We start from the raw sequence: 19,127 nt of genomic DNA, 5'->3' as shown, positions 1-19,127 counted from the left end.
CGGCGGCGCGGAGTGGGGGCCGCGCCTGATCAGGATTAACCGGTATTGCGCATGCCTGCTGCGACACCCGCAATCGTCACCATCAGAGCCTGCTCAACGCGGGCATCCGGTTCTTCACCCCGCGCTTCCTGCGCACGGGAACGATGCAGCAGTTCTGCCTGGAGTACGTTGAGCGGATCGGTATAGACGTTACGCAGCGCAATCGACTCGGCAATCCACGGCTGGTCAGCCATCAGGTGCGAGTCGTTGGCGATGGTCAGTACCGCTTTAATATCGGCATCAAGCTGATCGCGTAGCTGTTTGCCCAGCGGCCAGAGTGATTTGTCGACCAGACGCTGATCGTAATATTCCGCCAGCCACAGGTCCGCTTTCGAGAACACCATCTCCAGCATGCCCAGACGGGTTGAGAAGAACGGCCAGTCGCGGCACATCGCTTCCAGCTGATCCTGATGACCGGCCGCCATCGCCTGCTGCAGGGCAGCACCGGCACCGAGCCAGGCAGGCAGCATCAGGCGGTTCTGCGTCCAGGCAAAAATCCACGGGATCGCACGTAGCGACTCCACGCCACCGGTAGGACGGCGTTTAGCCGGACGTGAGCCGAGCGGTAATTTACCCAGTTCCTGCTCCGGCGTCGCCGAACGGAAGTAGGGGACGAAGTCTGCATTTTCACGCACATACCCGCGATACATTGCGCAGGAGTCAGCAGAGAGCTGATCCATGATGTCGCGCCATTCGCGTTTTGGCTCCGGTGGTGGCATCAGGTTCGCTTCCAGAATCGCGCCGGTGTAGAGCGACAGGCTGGCGATCGTCACGGCTGGTAAACCATATTTAAAGCGGATCATCTCGCCCTGTTCGGTCACACGCAGACCGCCGCGCAGGCTGCCTGGCGGTTGTGACAGCAGCGCAGCATGGGCAGGTGCGCCGCCACGGCCAATGCTGCCGCCGCGTCCGTGGAACAGCGTCAGTGAAATCCCGGCTTTTTCGCAGGTTTTAATCAGCGCATCCTGTGCCTGATACTGCGCCCAGCTGGCGGCCATCACACCGGCATCTTTCGCCGAGTCAGAATAGCCAATCATCACCATCTGTTTGCCCTGAATAAAGCCGCGATACCAGTCGATGCTCAGTAACTGGCTCATCACGTCGTTTGCGTTGTTCAAGTCATCCAGTGTTTCAAACAGCGGTGCAACCGGCATGGCATAGCCGATACCTGCTTCTTTCAGCAGCAGATGCACGGCCAGCACGTCGGACGGGGTTTTCGCCATCGAAATAACATAAGCGGCGATAGAGCCTTGTGGGGCTTCAGCCGCAACGCGACAGGTCTCCAGCACTTCACGCGTCTCATCGCTGGGTTCCCAGCTGCGTGGCAGCAATGGGCGTTTGGAGTTCAGTTCACGGATCAGGAAGGCCTGTTTGTCTGCTTCGGACCAGCTTTCATAATCGCCGAGGCCCAGGTAACGGGTGACTTCAGCAATCGCCTCTGTATGGCGGGTACTTTCCTGACGCAGATCGATACGCACCAGCGGCACGCCGAAGCATTTCACGCGGCGCAGCGTATCGAGCAACTGACCGTTGGCAATAATGCCCATGCCGCACTGTTGCAGTGACTGATAGATGGCATACAACGGGTCCCACAGCTGATCGTTTGAGACCAGCAAATCGGCCGGACGCGGCAGACGCTCACCTTTCAGGCGGCGTTCCAGGAATGACTGGGTAGACATTAACTGGCTGCGCAGGCGTTTCAGGATTACGCGATAAGGTTCCAGCGCTTCCGGATCGCCGCTGAGCTCGCGGATCTCTTCGCTGCACTCGGACATCGACAGCTCGGAAATCAATACGCCGATATCACGCAGGAACAGGTCTGTGGCTTTCCAGCGGCTTAGCTGCATCACATGGCGGGTGATCGATGCCGTGACGTTCGGGTTACCGTCGCGGTCGCCACCCATCCAGGAGGTGAACTGAACCGGCACGAAATCGACCGGCAGCTTAATGCCAAAGGCCTCTTCGACCTGCTCATTCAGCTCACGCAGGAAGGCCGGAACGCCTTCCCACAGGCTGTTTTCCACGACGGCAAAGCCCCATTTGGCTTCGTCGACAGGGGTCGGACGATATTTGCGGATCTCATCGGTGTGCCACGCCTGTGCCACCAGCTGACGCAGACGGCGCATAATCTGGTTACGCTCGTAGTCGGAGACGTCGCTGTGGTCGAGCTGTTTCAGACAGCTGTTCACTTCAACCAGCTTGTGAATCAGCGTACGGCGGGTGATTTCGGTCGGGTGCGCAGTCAGCACCAGCTCCAGCGACAGCGACTCAATGGCCGCCAGAATGTCGGTTTCGCTGATATCTTTCTGCTGCTTCAGGGTATCAAAGGTCTTTTTCAGCAGTTCAGGATGGTTCTCACCTTCGCCGCTCTGCGAGATGGTCTGATACTGCTCAGCCACGTTGGTGAGGTTCAGAAACTGGCTGAATGCGCGTGCAACCGGCAGAAGCTCCTCGTTGGAGAGGTTCTGCAGCGTATTGAGCAGCTCTTTACGATGAGTATCATTGCCTGCACGGGATGACTTGGAGAGCTTACGGATGGTTTCCACCTGGTCGAGGATGTTCTCTCCCAGTGCATCCTTAATCGTATCCCCGAGCAGTTTGCCGAGCATACTGACATTACTTCGCATTGCGGAATATTGTTCGTTCATTGGACCCTGACACCCTTATCGTCTTTAAAAACTTCTACACCCGACCTTTCAGGCAGCAAAAAATCAGCAACATCGTGTTCCCGATACTCTAAAGGGAACCGGCTCCGTTGCCGCCTGTCCGCATTCTGAAACGTTCTGGATAATCACCCGGTGGGCATAACATCGTCTTTTATCTAGCCACGTAATGTTGCGTTCGTCAAATGCGTTAAAGTGCGCTGAAGATGGCGCTAACTAACGGAAATTCACAGAATTTATCGGGAAGGAAGCGGGATAAGTTATTCTTATTGTTAATTCCCGCAGAATGAGGGGGCATTTTGCTGTTAATACAGTGAAATGCCCCATTTACTGTCAATCAGTGACAAAAATGCTGCACAACCTGACTGATAAGCGCCCGGGTCGGCTTAATAAATGCCGTATCGATAAATTCATCTGGCTGGTGTGCCTGATTAATCGAACCTGGACCCAGGACCAGCGTCGGGCAGAGCTGTTGAATAAACGGCGCTTCGGTGCAGTAGTTCACCACCTCGGTTGGCGTACCCAGCAATTTCTCTACCACGCTCACTAACTCATGGTTTGCCGGACACTCATAGCCCGGAATCGGCGGATGCAGTTCGGCCACCGTGACACGGCCCGGCCAGCGTGCACTCACGGGTGCCAGCGCCTCGTTCAGTAACCCATCCAGATCGCTCAGCGACAGGCCTGGCAGCGGACGGATATCCATATGCAGTTCACAGCAGGCGCAAATACGGTTAGCGGCGTCGCCGCCATGAATATGGCCGAAATTCATGGTGGGATAGGGAATAGCAAAGCCGTCATGGTGATAACGCTCCTGCAGCGTGTGACGCAGTTGCATCAGATGGGTGATCGACTCATGCATCAGTTCAATGGCATTGACGCCACGCGCCGGATCGCTGGAATGGCCCGATTTCCCTTCAATACGAATCACGTTGGACAGATGGCCCTTGTGCGCGCGCACCGGTTTCAGCGAGGTCGGTTCACCGATGATGGCGCAGTCGGGACGCAGTTGCGTTGATTCCGAAAAATATTTGGCACCCGCCATGGTGGTCTCTTCATCGGCTGTGGCGAGGATATAGAGCGGCTTACTCAGCGTGCTGACATCCACATCGCGCAGCGTATCGAGAATAAAGGCGAAGAAGCCTTTCATGTCTGCCGTGCCCAGACCATAGAGCTTGTTGTCGTGCTCGGTCAGGGTAAAGGGATCGCGCGTCCAGCGGCCATCGTCAAAGGGAACGGTATCCGTATGACCCGCTAACAGCAGGCCGCCCGCTCCGTTGCCGGTTCGCGCCAGCATGTTAAATTTATTGCGGGTGCCGGGCACCGGTTGCACTTCAACGCTGAAGCCAAGGTCGCGGAACCAGCCGGCCAGCAAATTGATTAAAGTTTCATTACTCTGATCCAGTGCGGCATCGGTTGCACTGATCGACGGTGTGGCGATTAACTGGCTGTACAGTTCAATAAAAGGCGGTAATTTTGTCTTCACTGTTGGCGGTCCTTGGGTTAGGATGTATCCATATTCATGCAGTAATAGTGAATAAAAATACATTAACGTCCTCTGCAAGGGAACCTTAAATCACTGCAGATGACAGGGTGGGTAACGGGGCAAGGCCGCGACCCGGAACGTGCGACTGTAAAAAGGGTTACAGCCTGATGTTGAATACGCTGATCGTTGGTGCCAGTGGTTATGCTGGTGTTGAGCTTGCCACCTTCCTGAATCGCCATCCACATATCAACATAACCGCTTTGGCGGTTTCGGCGCAAAGCCCTGATGCCGGCAAGCGCCTGTCCGATCTCCATCCGCAGCTGAAAGGCGTGGTGGATTTACCGCTGCAGCCGCTGAGCAGCGCGGAGGAGTGGGCAGACAAAGTGGATGTCGTGTTCCTGGCGACGGCCCACGAAGTCAGCCACGACCTGGCCCCGGAATTTCTCAAGGCTGGCTGTGTGGTATTCGACCTGTCGGGTGCGTTCCGCGTTAACGACGCTGATTTTTACACCCGTTTCTACGGTTTCACGCATCAGCATGGCGACTGGCTCGATAAAGCCGTTTACGGCCTGGCGGAATATCAGCATGAGAAAATTCAGCAGGCGCAACTGGTGGCGGTACCCGGTTGCTACCCGACCGCGGCTCAGCTGGCACTGAAACCTCTGGTGGATGCGGGACTGTTAAACGATGCGCAGTGGCCGGTTATTAACGCCACCAGCGGCGTGAGCGGTGCCGGACGTAAAGCCAGTGTCGGGACCAGCTTCTGCGAAGTGAGCCTGCAGCCTTATGGTCTGTTTAATCATCGTCACCACCCGGAAATTGTCGCGCACCTCGGTACGCCAGTGATCTTTACACCGCACCTGGGGAGCTTCCCGCGCGGTATCCTGGCGACCATCACCTGCCGTCTGAAAGCGGGTGTCAGCCGCGAAGATATCGCTGCCGTCTTCCATCGTGCCTATGACGACAAGCCGCTGGTGCGCCTCTACGATAAGGGCGTACCGGCGCTGAAAGCCGTTGTCGGCCTGCCTTACTGCGATATCGGTTTTGAAGTGCAGGACGAACATCTGATTGTTGTAGCAGCCGAAGATAATCTGCTGAAAGGGGCGGCATCGCAGGCAGTACAGTGCCTGAACATCCGGTTCGGCTTCCCTGAAACGCAGTCACTGATTTAACGGATAACTAAACCATGACTAATCCATTGATTATTAAGCTGGGCGGTGTGCTGTTAGACAGCGAAGAAGCGCTGGCGCGCTTGTTTGAAGCACTGCTTAACTATCGTAGCGCTCATCAGCGTCCGCTGATCATCGTCCACGGCGGCGGCTGCCTGGTGGATGAGCTGATGAAAAAGCTGGCGCTGCCGGTGATGAAGAAAAATGGCCTGCGCGTCACCCCGGCCGATCAGATTGACATTATTACCGGTGCGCTGGCGGGAACCGCGAATAAAACGCTGCTGGCCTGGGCGAAAAAATCGGGCATCAACGCGGTCGGCCTCTGCCTGGGCGATGCGGGCATCGTCAATGTCGCCCCGTTTGATGAAGAACTCGGCCATGTTGGCCATGCAATGCCGGGAGATCCGGCCTTGCTGAACACCCTGCTGGCGGCCGGTTATATGCCGGTGGTGAGCTCCATTGGCATTACTGACAGCGGCGACCTGATGAACGTCAACGCTGACCAGGCGGCGACCGCACTGGCCTCAACGCTGGGCGCCGATCTGGTTCTGTTGTCAGACGTCAGTGGTATTCTCGACGGCAAAGGTCAGCGCATCGAAGAGATGACCGCCGACAAAGCTGAGCAGCTGATTACCCAGGGCATTATTACTGACGGCATGATTGTTAAAGTGCACGCTGCGCTTGATGCGGCGCGTACGCTGGGCCGTCCGGTGGATATTGCCAGCTGGCGTCACGCTGAGCGGCTGCCTGACCTGTTTAACGGCGTGTCTATTGGCACCCGGATTCTCGCTTAACGACTCTGATTCAAGGATTACGAAATGCAAACGCAAAACATCAAAAAAATCGTTCTGGCTTACTCCGGTGGTCTTGATACGTCAGCCATTATTCCATGGCTGAAAGAGAACTACGGCGGCTGTGAAGTGGTCGCTTTCGTAGCGGACATCGGTCAGGAGCGCGGCGATCTGGAAGGTGTAGAGAAGAAAGCCCTGCAGTCCGGCGCATCTGAATGCCACGTGGTTGACCTGCGTGAAGAGTTTATCAGCGACTACGTCTATCCGGTGCTGCAGACCGGTGCGCTGTATGAAGGCACCTATCTGCTGGGCACCTCAATGGCGCGTCCTATCATCGCTAAAGCCCAGGTTGAGCTGGCGCTGAAAGTGGGCGCAGATGCGCTGTGTCACGGCGCAACCGGTAAAGGGAATGACCAGGTGCGTTTCGAAACCACCTACACCGCGCTGGCACCGCAGCTCAAAGTGGTGGCACCGTGGCGTGAATGGAACCTGCGTTCACGTGAAGCGCTGCTGGACTACCTGAAAGAGCGCAACATCCCGACCACCGCGTCGCTGGAAAAAATCTACAGCCGTGACGAAAACGCCTGGCACATCTCCACCGAAGGCGGCGTGCTGGAAAGCCCGGCCAATGCACCGAATAAAGATTGCTGGGTCTGGACTGTCGATCCGCTGGACGCCCCTGACCAGCCTGAAGAAGTGACCGTAACCGTGGAAAAAGGTCGGGTTGTGGCGGTTAACGGCGAAAAACTGAGTCCGTTCCAGTGTCTGGAAAAACTCAACGTGCTGGGCGCAAAGCATGGCGTTGGCCGTATCGATATCGTTGAAAACCGTCTGGTGGGCATTAAATCCCGCGGCTGCTACGAAACCCCGGGCGGCACCATCATGGTGAATGCGCTGCGTGCGGTTGAGCAGCTGGTGCTGGATCGCGATAGCTTCAAATGGCGTGAGCAGCTGGGTCACGAGATGTCTTACGTGGTTTATGACGGCCGCTGGTTCGCACCGCTGCGTAAGTCAATTCAGGCTGCTGCTGAATCGCTGGCGGAAGACGTTAACGGTGAAGTGGTGCTGCAGCTTTATAAAGGCCAGGCGACAGCCACCCAGAAGCGTTCCGCGAACAGCCTCTACTCAGAAGAGTTCGCCACCTTTGGTGAAGATGAGGTCTACGATCACCGCCATGCGGGCGGCTTTATCCGTCTGTTCTCGCTCTCTTCGCGTATCCGCGCCCTGAACGAGCAGAAGAAGTAATTTTCAGGCGGGGTGCGCCTCGCCTCACAGTTTTCATTCAGGGGCGGCATTTATGCCGCCTCTTGTTTAACGATTCAGAGGAGTTTTCACATGGCACTTTGGGGTGGACGGTTTACTCAGGCAGCGGATCAACGTTTTAAACAGTTCAATGACTCGCTGCGCTTCGATTACCGCCTGGCAGAGCAGGACATCATTGGCTCTGTTGCCTGGTCCAAAGCGCTGGTGACGGTCAATGTTCTGACTCAGGATGAGCAGCAGCAGCTGGAAGTCGCGCTGAATGCGTTACTGGATGACGTGCGTGAGAATCCTGAACAGATCCTGCAGAGCGACGCCGAAGATATCCACAGCTGGGTTGAAGGCAAGCTGATCGACAAAGTCGGTGCGCTGGGTAAAAAGCTGCATACCGGCCGTAGCCGTAACGATCAGGTCGCGACCGATCTGAAACTGTGGTGCAAGGTGCAGATTGAGGCGCTGCTGGGAGCCACGCGTGATCTTCAGCAGGCACTGGTGGTCACCGCGGAAGTGAATCAGGATGCGGTGATGCCTGGCTACACCCACCTGCAGCGTGCGCAGCCGGTGACATTTGCGCACTGGTGTCTGGCCTACGTTGAAATGCTGGCGCGTGACGAGAGCCGTCTGCAGGATACCCTGAAGCGGCTTGATGTCAGCCCGCTGGGCTGTGGCGCTCTGGCTGGTACCGCTTACGAGATCGATCGTCAGCAACTGGCTGGCTGGCTGGGCTTTGCTTCTGCAACGCGCAATAGTCTGGATACGGTATCAGATCGCGATCACGTGCTGGAGCTGCTGTCTGATGCGGCCATTGGCATGGTGCATCTGTCGCGTTTTGCTGAAGATATGATCTTCTTCAATACCGGCGAAGCGGGCTTTATTGAGCTGTCAGATAAAGTCACTTCTGGCTCATCGCTGATGCCGCAGAAGAAAAACCCGGATGCGCTGGAGCTGATTCGCGGCAAGTGTGGTCGGGTGCAGGGCGCACTGACCGGCATGATGATGACGCTGAAAGGTTTGCCACTTGCCTACAACAAAGATATGCAGGAAGACAAAGAGGGGCTGTTTGACGCGCTCGACACCTGGCTCGACTGTCTGCATATGTCCGTACTGGTGCTGGATGGCCTGCAGGTTAAGCGTCCGCGCTGCCAGGAAGCGGCGGAACAGGGTTACGCAAACTCCACCGAACTGGCTGACTATCTGGTCGCTAAAGGTGTGCCATTCCGTGAAGCACACCATATCGTCGGGGAAGTGGTGGTTGCTGCCATCGGGCAGGGCGTGGCGCTGGAAGCGTTGTCGCTGGCGCAGTTGCAGCAGTTCAGCTCGGTGATTGGCGAGGATGTTTATCCGATTCTGGCGCTACAATCCTGTCTGGATAAGCGTAATGCGCAGGGCGGTGTCTCGCCACAGCAGGTTGCGCGTGCCATCGGTGATGCTAAGCAGCGTCTGGCGTGATTGAGAAGCGGGCAGAGTTAATGCTTTGCCCGTTATTATAATGTCAGGTAAAGGGCATTACCTTTGCGAAATTATTAACCACTGGGTGTGCTGATTATTCGATCGTACTAAAACTTTGGGCGAAAACCAACATCAGTTGCTATTACCGGTAGTCTTTAGTTTGTTTTTTTGAAAAAATTAAGCAGTGCCGAATTTTTCCCGATAATCATTTAGTAACAGCCCTGTCGCCTCGTAACCTATCGTAATGCTGGATACCATGCCCAATATGCCGCCCATTATTGCGGGGACAATAAGACCGACTAGTTGAGATGTAGCGCCAAATATAATGCCGCCTGCGCCTCCCCATTTTCCACCAATCGCCATGCCAGTAGATGCGCCATCTAAGGTATTACTCAGCACCTGATCCATATAAGCCCAGGTTTCAGTAGTAATTACCGCCGCACCACTGACATATTGAAATTCATTAATCGATAACATTCTCATGCGAGATTCCATTTTTATTCTGCAGAAGAAAAAAGGGCGCAGTGATAAGTTTCTCAGACACTGTATCGCCCCCTGGAGTCACTAGTCGCGAGGATTAACCGATCGTGCCGCCATGATCAACGTTACCTGGACCGAAAGCGGTACGATAATCTGCAATCAGGCTTTGCACTGAAGCGGTATCGGTGGCAGCGCCGACAACTAAGCCTGCGACACCACCCATGATAGTTGGAATAATCAGGCCAACAAGCTGGGCTATGGCGCCGAAACCGAAGCCACCTGCTCCCCCCCATTTACCCCCAATCGCCATACCTGTTGCTGCACCATCTACCATGCCGATGAGTGCACCTTGCAGGTCAGCACCACTCACTGCATTTGTTTCTTCATAAGATAAAGTACGCATAATTATATCCATCAAAAAGTTGTTTCTAAATAGACCAGGATTTTCGTCTGAACATATAAAGGTATTCGACGAAGTCAAAAATAACCGAGTGATGGGAGATGGTATATAGCATAATTTCCATTTTACGCACTGGTATTATTTTATTTTTGTTATGCGGATTTCAGTATGAATAATTTCAAATTATATCCACTGTGCGTATTTTTACATGGGTTGCAGTATGGTAATTTTAACGAATTAACGTTGTTTATCTTATTTCGTGGGTGAGGTTTTTTCTGAAGAGAATTTCCCAGAGAGTTGAGTATGTGTAAGTTGCGGGTTCTTACCTATTATCTGGCATTATTATAGGTCCTCCAGTTAATCTGACTATTTTCCGTGTAATAATTGCGAGATCTGAAAAAGTGGTTGTCAGCTGCTTAGCAGGTAAAAAAAGCGGGCATATTAAATGCCCGCCAACCTCTAGCTTCAGAATTACTACTTTTTTATAGGCACATCATCAAAGCGCCCGCTCTCCCGGCCGACGCTCAGATTCTCTTACGCTGACAGCAAATATTGTTGCAGATCCTCACTGCCGCCAATGTGACGACCGCCCATGAAGATCTGCGGCACCGTCGCCCGGCCTGATACGGCACGCAGACTTACGGTTGTCGCATCCTGCCCCAGCACAATTTCTTCGTACTGAATACCGTGATCCATCAGCATCTGTTTTGCCTGAGTGCAGAAGGTGCAGCCAGGTTTAGTGAATATGGAGACCGACTCCTGGGCTTTACACTCCGGCGCCAGATAGCGCAGCATGGTGTCAGCATCGGAGACCTCAAACGGGTCACCAGGTTTGTTCGGCTCAACGAACATTTTCTCGACCATGCCGTTACGCACCAGCATCGAGTAACGCCATGAACGCGGGCCAAAACCGAGATCGGCTTTCTCAACCAGCATCTCCATGCCACGCGTGAACTCGCCGTTGCCATCGGGAATAAAAGTAATGTTGTCTGCGCGCTGTTCGGCTTTCCAGGCGTTCATCACAAAGGTGTCATTCACTGAAACGCACAGAATGCTGTCCACCCCATGTTGGGCAAACAGACCCGCTAATTCGTTGTAACGCGGCAGATGGCTGGAGGAGCAGGTGGGTGTAAAGGCTCCCGGCAGTGAAAAAACGATCACCGTTTTGTCTTTAAACAGCGCTTCTGTGGTGACATCAACCCAGCGATCGCCCTGACGTGTGTGAAAAGTGACTGACGGAATAGCGTTACCTTCCTGACTTGCAAACATTTTTTGCTCCTGACCTGCCGCGTTCCATTTGATGCGCGCATTATTCCCAACCACCCTTGATAGGGCCAATCGTTCATTGCTATTCTATCTATCGCCACGGGCTATCGTGGTTTGGAGGGTAATAATGAATATTCGTGATCTTGAATATCTGGTTTCGCTTGCTGAACACCGTCATTTCCGCCGTGCCGCGGATGCGTGTCATGTCAGTCAGCCAACATTAAGCGGGCAGATCCGTAAGCTGGAAGATGAGCTGGGTGTGATGCTGCTGGAGCGCACCAGCCGCAAAGTGCTGTTCACACAGGCAGGTCTGCTGCTGGTGGATCAGGCGCGAACGGTACTGCGTGAAGTGAAAGTGCTGAAAGAGATGGCCAGTCAGCAAGGGGAAGCGATGTCAGGTCCGCTGCATATCGGCCTCATTCCGACCACCGCGCCCTATTTATTGCCACAGATTATCCCTACGCTGCACCAGACATTCCCGAAACTGGAGATGTACCTGCACGAAGCGCAGACGCAACAGTTGTTGTCTCAGCTCGACAGCGGCAAGCTGGACTGCGCGATTATCGCGCTGGTCAAAGAGAGTCAGGCTTTTATCGAAGTGCCGTTATTTGATGAGCCGATGAAGCTGGCAGTCTATGCCGATCATCCGTGGTGCGACCGCGATCGCGTACCGATGTCTGATCTGGCTGGCGAGAAGTTGCTGATGCTGGAAGACGGGCACTGTCTGCGTGACCAGGCGATGGGTTTCTGCTTTGAGGCGGGTGCGGATGAAGATACCCACTTCCGCGCAACCAGTCTTGAGACGCTGCGCAATATGGTGGCGGCTGGCAGCGGGATTACGCTGTTACCGGCGCTTGCCGTCCCGTCGGAACGCGTCCGCGATGGCGTCTGCTATCTTCCCTGCTACAAACCGGTGCCACAGCGTACAATTGCGCTGGTCTATCGCCCGGGGTCACCTCTGCGCAGCCGTTATGAACAGCTGGCAGAGGCGATTAAAACCCACATGGCGCACTATTTCGACGCTGCCTTAAAACAGGCGGTTTAAGCCGTTTAACGCGGCAACGCGATAGGCTTCAGCCATGGTCGGATAATTAAAGGTAGTATTCACGAAGTACTCAATCGTGTTACCACCATTTTTTTGCTCCATGATCGCCTGACCGATGTGAATAATCTCGGCGGCACGCTCACCAAAACAGTGGATCCCCAGAATCTCTTTCGTTTCGCGATGGAACAGAATTTTCAGACTGCCAACGTTCATGCCGACGATCTGCGCCCGCGCCAGATGTTTGAACTGCGCGCGGCCCACTTCGTAAGGCACCTTCATGGCCGTCAGCTGCTGCTCGGTTTTACCTACAGAGCTGATTTCCGGAATGGTGTAGATGCCGGTCGGGATATCTTCAATCAGGTGCGCTGACGCTTCTCCTTTGATAATCGCCTGCGCGGCAATACGGCCCTGATCGTAGGCAGCAGAGGCCAGGCTGGGATAGCCAATCACGTCACCCACGGCATAGATGTGTGGCTGAGCGGTCTGATACATGCTGTTCACTTTCAGCAGGCCACGACCATCCGCTTCCAGACCGACATTTTCCAGCGACAGCGAATCAGTGTTACCGGTACGGCCATTGGCGTAAAGCAGACAGTCTGCTTTCACTTTCTTGCCGGACTTCAGATGCATGATCACGCCATCTTCCACGCCTTCGATCTTCTCAAACTCTTCGTTGTGACGAATGACTACGCCGCTGTTCCAGAAGTGGTAAGAGAGGGAGTCAGACATCTCCTGATCAAGGAATGCCAGCAGGCGATCGCGGGTGTTAATCAGATCAACTTTGACGTTCAGGCCACGGAAAATGGACGCATATTCACAGCCAATTACACCCGCGCCATAAATAATGACGTGACCTGGTTCGTGGTGCAGGTTGAGGATAGAGTCAGAGTCATAAACGCGGGGGTGGGTAAAGTCGACATCGTCAGGATGGTAAGGTCGTGAACCGCAGGCGATAACAAACTTCTCTGCCGTCAGCGTCTCACGCGTGCCATCAGGTTGCTCAATCTCAATGGTATTAGCATCAACAAAATGCGCATCACCCTGATAAAGTTCACAGCGGTTACGCTCGTAGAAGCCCTGACGCATGGCTGTCTGCTGGCTGATAACATTTTCTGTGTGATTGAGAATGTCGGCAAAAGAGGAGCGAAGCAGTCGGGTATGATCGCTGTAGAGTGGGTTCTGGTTAAATTCAATAATGCGACTGACGGCGTGGCGAAGGGCTTTAGAAGGGATGGTGCCCCAGTGCGTACAACCGCCGCCGATGTTGTGGTAGCGTTCGATCACGGCGATGCGCGCTCCCTGTTTTACCAGCCCCATCGCCGCCCCTTCACCGCCGGGCCCTGAGCCAATCACAATGGCATCGTAATCGTAAGACTTTTGCATACCGATACGTCCTATTATTTATACATTTTTACAACGAGATTCTAACATCTCGTCGCGCACTTCTGAATTCTATCAGCGATTTTCATCACATTTTGACAAAGAGTGAGGTTCACAGGCGGTGACAAAGATTGCCAATCTGTACGCTGAAAATTTTGTTATAGTGCCTACTCATTACCGCTAAAGGCAGAGAGCATGGGCGTCAGAGCGCAACAAAAAGAACGTACACGGCGTACACTGATTGAAGCAGCTTTCAGTCAGCTCAGCGCCGAACGCAGTTTTACCAGTCTGAGTTTGCGGGAAGTTGCCCGTGAAGCGGGGATAGCACCCACCTCTTTTTATCGTCATTTTAAGGATGTTGATGAGCTTGGTCTGACGATGGTGGATGAAAGCGGGCTGATGCTGCGACAGCTGATGCGTCAGGCGCGCCAGCGTATCGCCAAAGGCGGCAGCATCATTAAAACGTCGGTGGCGACCTTTATGGAGTTCATCGGCAACAATCCCAACGCTTTCCGCCTGTTACTGCGTGAACGTTCCGGTACCTCCGCCGCTTTTCGTGCCGCCGTGGCGCGTGAAATTCAGCACTTTATCGCTGAACTGGCCGATTATCTTGAGGTCGAAAATCGCATGCCGCGTAGTTTTACCGAAGCGCAGGCGGAAGCGATGGTGACCATTGTTTTCAGCGCCGGTGCAGAAGCACTGGATGTTGATGCTGAGCAGCGACGGAAGCTTGAGGATCGGCTGGTACTGCAGCTGCGTATGATCGCCAAAGGCGCTTATTACTGGTATCGCCGTGAGCAGGAACGACTGGCGGTTACCCTGGAAAAACCCGAAGAGCAATGAGTAAGGATCCGTCCATGACCCAACCAGGTATTCGCGATAAAAGCACTCTGGCACTGGCTTTTATTACCGGCTTAGCGATTAACGGCTCGTTTTCTGTGCTGTTCAGCGCTTTTGTTCCCTTTTCGATTTTTCCGCTGATTGCGCTGGGTCTGGCGGCCTGGTGTCTGCATCAGCGTTACCTCAACACCAACATGCCGGACGGCATGCCAGGTCTGGCGGCGGCGTTTTTCCTGCTGGGGATTCTGGTGTATAGCGCGCTGGTGCGGGCGGAATACCCGGACATTGGATCTAACTTTGTTCCCACCGTTCTGATGGTGGCGCTGGTGTTCTGGATTGCGACGCGATTTAAGCGCAAGCGCAATCAGTAGTTATGAATGAAAACGGGAACCTCAGGGTTCCCGTTTTTGTTTACGCTTTACGCGTCAGCAAAACGCCGCATTCCATATGGTGGGTATAGGGGAACTGATCAAACAGCGCCAGCCGCGTTACCTCATGCGTTTCTGACAGCGTCTGCAGATTGTCGCTCAGAGTTTGCGGGTTACAGGAGATGTAAAGGATGCGCGGGTACGCCTGCACCATTTTCACCGTCTCTTCATCCAGTCCGCTGCGCGGCGGATCGACAAAAATTGTCTCGCATTCGTAGCTGGTCAGGTCAATCCCTTCCAGACGATTAAAGCTGCGTACGCCATTCATCGCCTGCGTAAACTCTTCCGCTGCCATGCGAATAATCTGCACGTTATCAATCTGGTTCACTGCAATGTTGTATTGCGCCGAGGCAACAGAGGGTTTGGCGATTTCAGTCGCCAGCACGCGGCGGAAATTGCGCGCCAGTGCCAGTGAGAAGTTACCATTGCCGCAATAAAGCTCCAGCAGATCACCCTGTGAATCCTGCGTCACATCCAGCGCCCACTCCAGCATCTGAATATTCATCGCCGCATTGGGCTGGGTAAAACTGTTCTCGACCTGACGATAGATAATCTCACGACCCGCCACCGGCAGACGCTCGTCTACATAGTCGCGATCCAGACAGATTTTGGTTTTGGTCGCACGGCCAATCAGCTGCACATCCAGCCCTTCAGCGCGCAGCTGGTCACGCAGCGCCGCCGCTGCCTGCTGCCACTCATCATCCAGCTTGCGGTGATAGAGCAGTGAAATCACAATCTGATTGCTCAGGGTCGACAGATAGTCGATCTGAAACAGTTTATGGCGCAGGGTGCGGTTATCACGGATCGCGGCGATCATCTTTGGCATCAGCTGGTTGATCAGCTGGCTGGCCGCCGGGAACTGATCAACACGGATCCGCTCGCGTGTCTGCTGATCAAAGATGATGTGATAGATATCATCGCCGTCGTGCCACAGGCGAAATTCGGCGCGCATCCGATAGTGGCTGACCGGCGAACGGAACACCTCCACGTCGGGCGCAGCAAACGGCGTCATCATCGTCTCTAAACGACTGACTTTTTCCGCCAGCTGTGCGTCATACTCTTCAATGGGGAGATGTTCGGGTGTCATGAGCAATCCTGATTAATAGCTTACCAGCGGGCGATTGTAGGCATTCACTTGCTGATGTCCAGTCCTGCAGCGAGAAGATATTTAGCAGTCTGGACTTCCGTATCTCCACTCCGTAGACTGCAGACGCCGGCCTCAAGCCCGAGTTAATAGGGAATCCAGTGTGAATCTGGAGCTGACGCGCAGCGGTAAGGAATGTCGTGATGAGTGCAATTGCAGACACTGTCCTCTGGGATGGGAAGTCATCATCACTTATGGTTCCCAGCCCGAAGACCTGCCGGTGTAACGTCGCTACTCGTTCAATCATCGCGTTCTATTGATTGTCGGCCCGCGGCATCCTGCTTCGTCTTATGGATGCGATTAAAAATGACTAAAAAAACCGCATCGCTGTTCGCGCTGAGCGCAACGGCGATTTCCCTCTGGGCGCAAAACAGTTTTGCGGAGGGAAATGATGATACGCAAATCGTTACCGCCAACCGTTTTGCAGAACCCGTTTCAGGTGTGCTGGCACCGACCACCGTCGTCACGCGTGATGAGATTGATCGCTGGCAGGCCAAAAGCCTGACGGATGTGATGCGGCGTCTGCCAGGTGTCGATGTCGCGCAGAATGGTGGATTGGGGCAGCAAAGTTCACTGTTTATCCGGGGAACCGAGTCCCGACATGTGCTGATCCTGATTGATGGTATCCGGCTTAATCAGGCGGGCATCAGCGGTTCGTCTGATCTCAGCCAGATCCCTCTGTCGCTGGTGCAGCGCATCGAATATGTTCGCGGCTCGCGGTCTGCGGTTTACGGTTCTGATGCGATTGGCGGCGTGGTGAATATCATTACGGGTCGATCGCAACCCGGCACCACGCTGACGGCGGGCGTCGGGTCCAGCGGCTATCAATCGTATGACGGGTCAACCCAGCAGATGCTGGGCGACGCAACAAAGCTTACCCTGGCTGGCAACTACACCTATACCAAAGGGTATGATGTGGTGGCGGGCTACCCCAATGACTATGGTCCGGCACAGCACGATCGCGACGGCTTCATGAGTAAAACTCTGTATGGCAACCTTGAGCATCAGTTCAGCGATGAGCTCAGTGGTTTTGTGCGCGGCTACGGGTTTGATAACCGCACCGCCTACGACGGTTCATATACCTACGATAATAATTCCAATATTATCGGGCTGGCGGATACCCGTCAGCTCTACAGCCAGACCTGGGACACCGGGTTACGCTTCAACCGTGACATTTACTCTACTCAGCTCATCGCCAGTTACGGTCATACCAAAGACATTAACTACGATCCGCGCAATGGTCGCTATGGCGCTGCATCCACCTTTGATGATGTCACCCAGTACAATCTGCAGTGGGGCAACACCGTGCAGGTGGGGCAGGGGGCGATCAGCGCCGGTGTCGACTGGCAGAAAGAGACGACCGAGCCTGGCACGAACTATTTATCAGAGGGCTATGAGCAGCGAAATACCGGTCTCTACCTGACTGGCCAGCAGCAGTTTGGCAGCGTTACCCTTGAAGGTGCGGTACGCAGTGATGACAACAATCAGTTCGGCTGGCATAACACCTGGCAGACGGCAGTGTCATGGGAGTTTATCTCCGGCTATCGCGCGTTCGCCTCTTATGGCACTGCTTTTAAAGCACCGAATCTGTCGCAGGTTTACAGTCCGTTTTATGGTAATCGTGACCTCGATCCGGAAAAAAGTAAGCAGTGGGAAGGCGGCTTTGAAGGGCTGAGCGGACCGGTGAACTGGCGTGTGTCGGGCTATCGCAACGACATCGATAATCTGATTGATAGTGATCCGGCGACTTTCCGTTACTACAACATTAAGCAGGCCCGCATTAAAGGCGTTGAAGCCACCGCCGGATTTAATACCGGGCCGCTGGCGCATCTGCTCTCCTATGATTATGTTGATGCGCGGGATGGCAGCACCGATCAGCCGCTTGTTCGCCGGGCTAAGCAGCAGGTGAAGTATCAGCTCGACTGGACGCTGTATGAGTTTGACTGGTCAATCACCTACCATTATCTGGGGGACCGTTATGATACCGACTTTAACAGTTCGCCCAGCCGACGCGTGAAGCTAGGGGGAGTGAGCCTGTGGGATCTCGCTGTCTCATATCCGGTCACTTCACAACTCACGGTTCGTGGTAGAATTGCCAACCTGTTCGATAAAGATTACGAGACAGTGTATGGCTATCAGACTCCAGGACGAGAGTATTACCTCAGCGGCAGCTACAACTTCTGATTTGCGCCCTACCGTGCTGGTGTTTGATTCCGGCGTCGGTGGGCTTTCTGTCTATGATGAGGTCCGTCAGCTGTTGCCGGACCTGCATTATCTCTATGCCTTCGATAACGCAGGCTTCCCTTACGGTGAGAAAAGCGAAACCTTCATCGTGGAGCGGGTGGTCGCTATCGTTGAGGCTATTACGCAGCGCTATCCTCTCTCATTGGTCATCATCGCCTGTAATACGGCCAGCACGGTTTCATTACCCGCTTTACGTGAACGCTTTGCATTTCCTGTCGTAGGAGTGGTGCCGGCAATTAAACCGGCCGCGCGCCTGACGCGTAATGGCGTTGTGGGATTACTGGCTACGCGGGCTACGGTGCGCCGTCCTTATACGCATGAGCTGGTGGCGCAGTTTGCGGGTTCCTGCAATATCGAGATGCTGGGATCGGCCGAGCTGGTAGAGCTGGCAGAAGCGAAGCTCCACGGTGAGGAAGTGTCACTGGATGAGGTACGCCGGATTGTTCAGCCGTGGCTGAGGATGGCTGAGCCACCGGATACGGTCGTTTTAGGCTGTACACACTTTCCTTTACTGCGCGAAGAGCTGCAGCAGGTGTTGCCTGAAGGGACGCGTCTGATTGATTCCGGTGCGGCAATTGCCCGACGTACCGTCTGGCTGCTTGAGCATGAAGCGCCTGAGGTGCACTCCTCGCAGCAGAATGTTGCATTCTGTACGGCGCTGGATGGCGAAGCAGTACAATTATCACCCGTTTTGCAGCGTTATGGCTTCCCGTTGCTCGAAAAACTGGCGCTTTAGCGGCTTTTAGCTGAAAAAATCAGCACTCGGAATTTTATTTGAAATTAGCACTTGTCAGCCTCCGAGAACTCCCTATAATGCGCCTCCACTGACACGGCACAACGGCTTACGAAGCGCCGGGTTGAGTAGGTTCGAAATCATACGAACCAGTGAGTTAAGCGAAAATAAATGCTTGACTGACAATGCGGAAAGCGTAATATACGCAGCCCGCGCCGCAGTAAATCGCGGCATGCTCTTTAACAATTTATCAGACAATCTGTGTGGGCACTCGCAGGATTGATATCAGCGTCTTTGGACGCACAAAAAT

At 54.3% G+C, this 19,127-nt stretch carries 16 protein-coding genes and 1 riboswitch; of the genes, 9 read left to right on the top strand and 7 right to left on the bottom strand.

Annotation, left to right across the window (positions count from 1 at the left end):
- Positions 1-35: 35 nt before the first annotated feature.
- Both ppc and argE read right to left on the bottom strand, forming a co-directional pair.
- On the bottom strand, positions 36-2,687 hold the full coding sequence (gene ppc, locus N1689_RS19710) for a phosphoenolpyruvate carboxylase (protein ID WP_161733018.1): 2,652 nt from the start codon (positions 2,685-2,687) through the stop codon (positions 36-38).
- Between the two features lie 352 nt (positions 2,688-3,039).
- The gene (gene argE, locus N1689_RS19705) at positions 3,040-4,188 is read right to left on the bottom strand and encodes an acetylornithine deacetylase (protein WP_253420448.1); all 1,149 of its coding nucleotides are present in this window, start codon (positions 4,186-4,188) and stop codon (positions 3,040-3,042) included.
- Positions 4,189-4,355: 167 nt separating this feature from the next.
- Between argE and argC the strand changes: the two genes are divergently transcribed.
- The 4 genes from argC (at position 4,356) to argH (ending at position 8,857) form a co-directional block, all read left to right on the top strand.
- The gene (gene argC, locus N1689_RS19700; RefSeq protein WP_161733022.1) at positions 4,356-5,360 is read left to right on the top strand and encodes an N-acetyl-gamma-glutamyl-phosphate reductase; all 1,005 of its coding nucleotides are present in this window, start codon (positions 4,356-4,358) and stop codon (positions 5,358-5,360) included.
- Positions 5,361-5,374: 14 nt separating this feature from the next.
- On the top strand, positions 5,375-6,151 hold the full coding sequence (gene argB, locus N1689_RS19695; protein ID WP_161733024.1) for an acetylglutamate kinase: 777 nt from the start codon (positions 5,375-5,377) through the stop codon (positions 6,149-6,151).
- Positions 6,152-6,175: 24 nt separating this feature from the next.
- The gene (locus tag N1689_RS19690; protein ID WP_253420441.1) at positions 6,176-7,393 is read left to right on the top strand and encodes an argininosuccinate synthase; all 1,218 of its coding nucleotides are present in this window, start codon (positions 6,176-6,178) and stop codon (positions 7,391-7,393) included.
- A 90-nt stretch (positions 7,394-7,483) separates the two neighbouring features.
- Complete coding sequence (gene argH, locus N1689_RS19685) at positions 7,484-8,857, top strand: argininosuccinate lyase (RefSeq protein ID WP_260059995.1); 1,374 nt, start codon at positions 7,484-7,486, stop codon at positions 8,855-8,857.
- Between the two features lie 177 nt (positions 8,858-9,034).
- Here the strand turns inward: argH and N1689_RS19680 are convergent, their stop codons facing one another.
- The 3 genes from N1689_RS19680 to N1689_RS19670 form a co-directional block, all read right to left on the bottom strand.
- Positions 9,035-9,340, bottom strand: a complete 306-nt coding sequence (locus N1689_RS19680; RefSeq protein WP_260059993.1) for a hypothetical protein — start codon at positions 9,338-9,340, stop codon at positions 9,035-9,037.
- A gap of 94 nt (positions 9,341-9,434) precedes the next feature.
- Positions 9,435-9,740: a hypothetical protein gene (locus tag N1689_RS19675; protein ID WP_161733030.1), complete on the bottom strand. Its 306-nt coding sequence runs from the start codon at positions 9,738-9,740 to the stop codon at positions 9,435-9,437.
- Between the two features lie 531 nt (positions 9,741-10,271).
- Positions 10,272-11,006, bottom strand: a complete 735-nt coding sequence (locus N1689_RS19670; RefSeq protein WP_161733032.1) for a glutathione peroxidase — start codon at positions 11,004-11,006, stop codon at positions 10,272-10,274.
- A gap of 124 nt (positions 11,007-11,130) precedes the next feature.
- Between N1689_RS19670 and oxyR the strand changes: the two genes are divergently transcribed.
- Positions 11,131-12,048 (top strand): DNA-binding transcriptional regulator OxyR, encoded by a 918-nt coding sequence (gene oxyR, locus N1689_RS19665; protein WP_260059990.1) that lies wholly within the window; start codon positions 11,131-11,133, stop codon positions 12,046-12,048.
- Here the strand turns inward: oxyR and sthA are convergent.
- Entirely contained in the window at positions 12,031-13,431 is a 1,401-nt protein-coding gene (gene sthA / locus N1689_RS19660; RefSeq protein WP_013359450.1) for a Si-specific NAD(P)(+) transhydrogenase, read from the bottom strand. The genes oxyR and sthA overlap by 18 nt on opposite strands.
- Positions 13,432-13,623: 192 nt before the next feature.
- Here sthA and fabR point away from each other — a divergent pair, with 192 nt between their 5' ends.
- Both fabR and N1689_RS19650 read left to right on the top strand, forming a co-directional pair.
- A complete protein-coding gene (gene fabR, locus N1689_RS19655; protein ID WP_013359449.1) occupies positions 13,624-14,271 on the top strand; it encodes an HTH-type transcriptional repressor FabR in 648 nt (215 codons plus the stop codon).
- Positions 14,272-14,285: 14 nt separating this feature from the next.
- Positions 14,286-14,639, top strand: coding sequence for a YijD family membrane protein (locus N1689_RS19650; protein ID WP_161733034.1), 354 nt, complete (start codon positions 14,286-14,288; stop codon positions 14,637-14,639).
- A gap of 40 nt (positions 14,640-14,679) precedes the next feature.
- Here the strand turns inward: N1689_RS19650 and trmA are convergent, their stop codons facing one another.
- Positions 14,680-15,783, bottom strand: coding sequence for a tRNA (uridine(54)-C5)-methyltransferase TrmA (gene trmA, locus N1689_RS19645; protein ID WP_222924846.1), 1,104 nt, complete (start codon positions 15,781-15,783; stop codon positions 14,680-14,682).
- 110 nt (positions 15,784-15,893) lie between these two features.
- Positions 15,894-16,077: riboswitch (cobalamin riboswitch) on the top strand.
- Between the two features lie 69 nt (positions 16,078-16,146).
- Between trmA and btuB the strand changes: the two genes are divergently transcribed.
- Together btuB and murI are read left to right on the top strand one after the other, a co-directional pair.
- Positions 16,147-18,024 (top strand): TonB-dependent vitamin B12 receptor BtuB, encoded by a 1,878-nt coding sequence (gene btuB / locus N1689_RS19640; protein WP_222924847.1) that lies wholly within the window; start codon positions 16,147-16,149, stop codon positions 18,022-18,024.
- Positions 17,969-18,820 (top strand): glutamate racemase, encoded by an 852-nt coding sequence (gene murI / locus N1689_RS19635; protein ID WP_161733040.1) that lies wholly within the window; start codon positions 17,969-17,971, stop codon positions 18,818-18,820. The genes btuB and murI overlap by 56 nt, the downstream gene beginning before the upstream one ends.
- Positions 18,821-19,127: the final 307 nt, after the last annotated feature.

It is taken from the genome of Pantoea sp. XY16 (assembly GCF_025153065.1).
GTDB lineage: Bacteria > Pseudomonadota > Gammaproteobacteria > Enterobacterales > Enterobacteriaceae > Pantoea > Pantoea alfalfae.
This window is presented reverse-complemented; position numbering and strand designations above follow the sequence as displayed.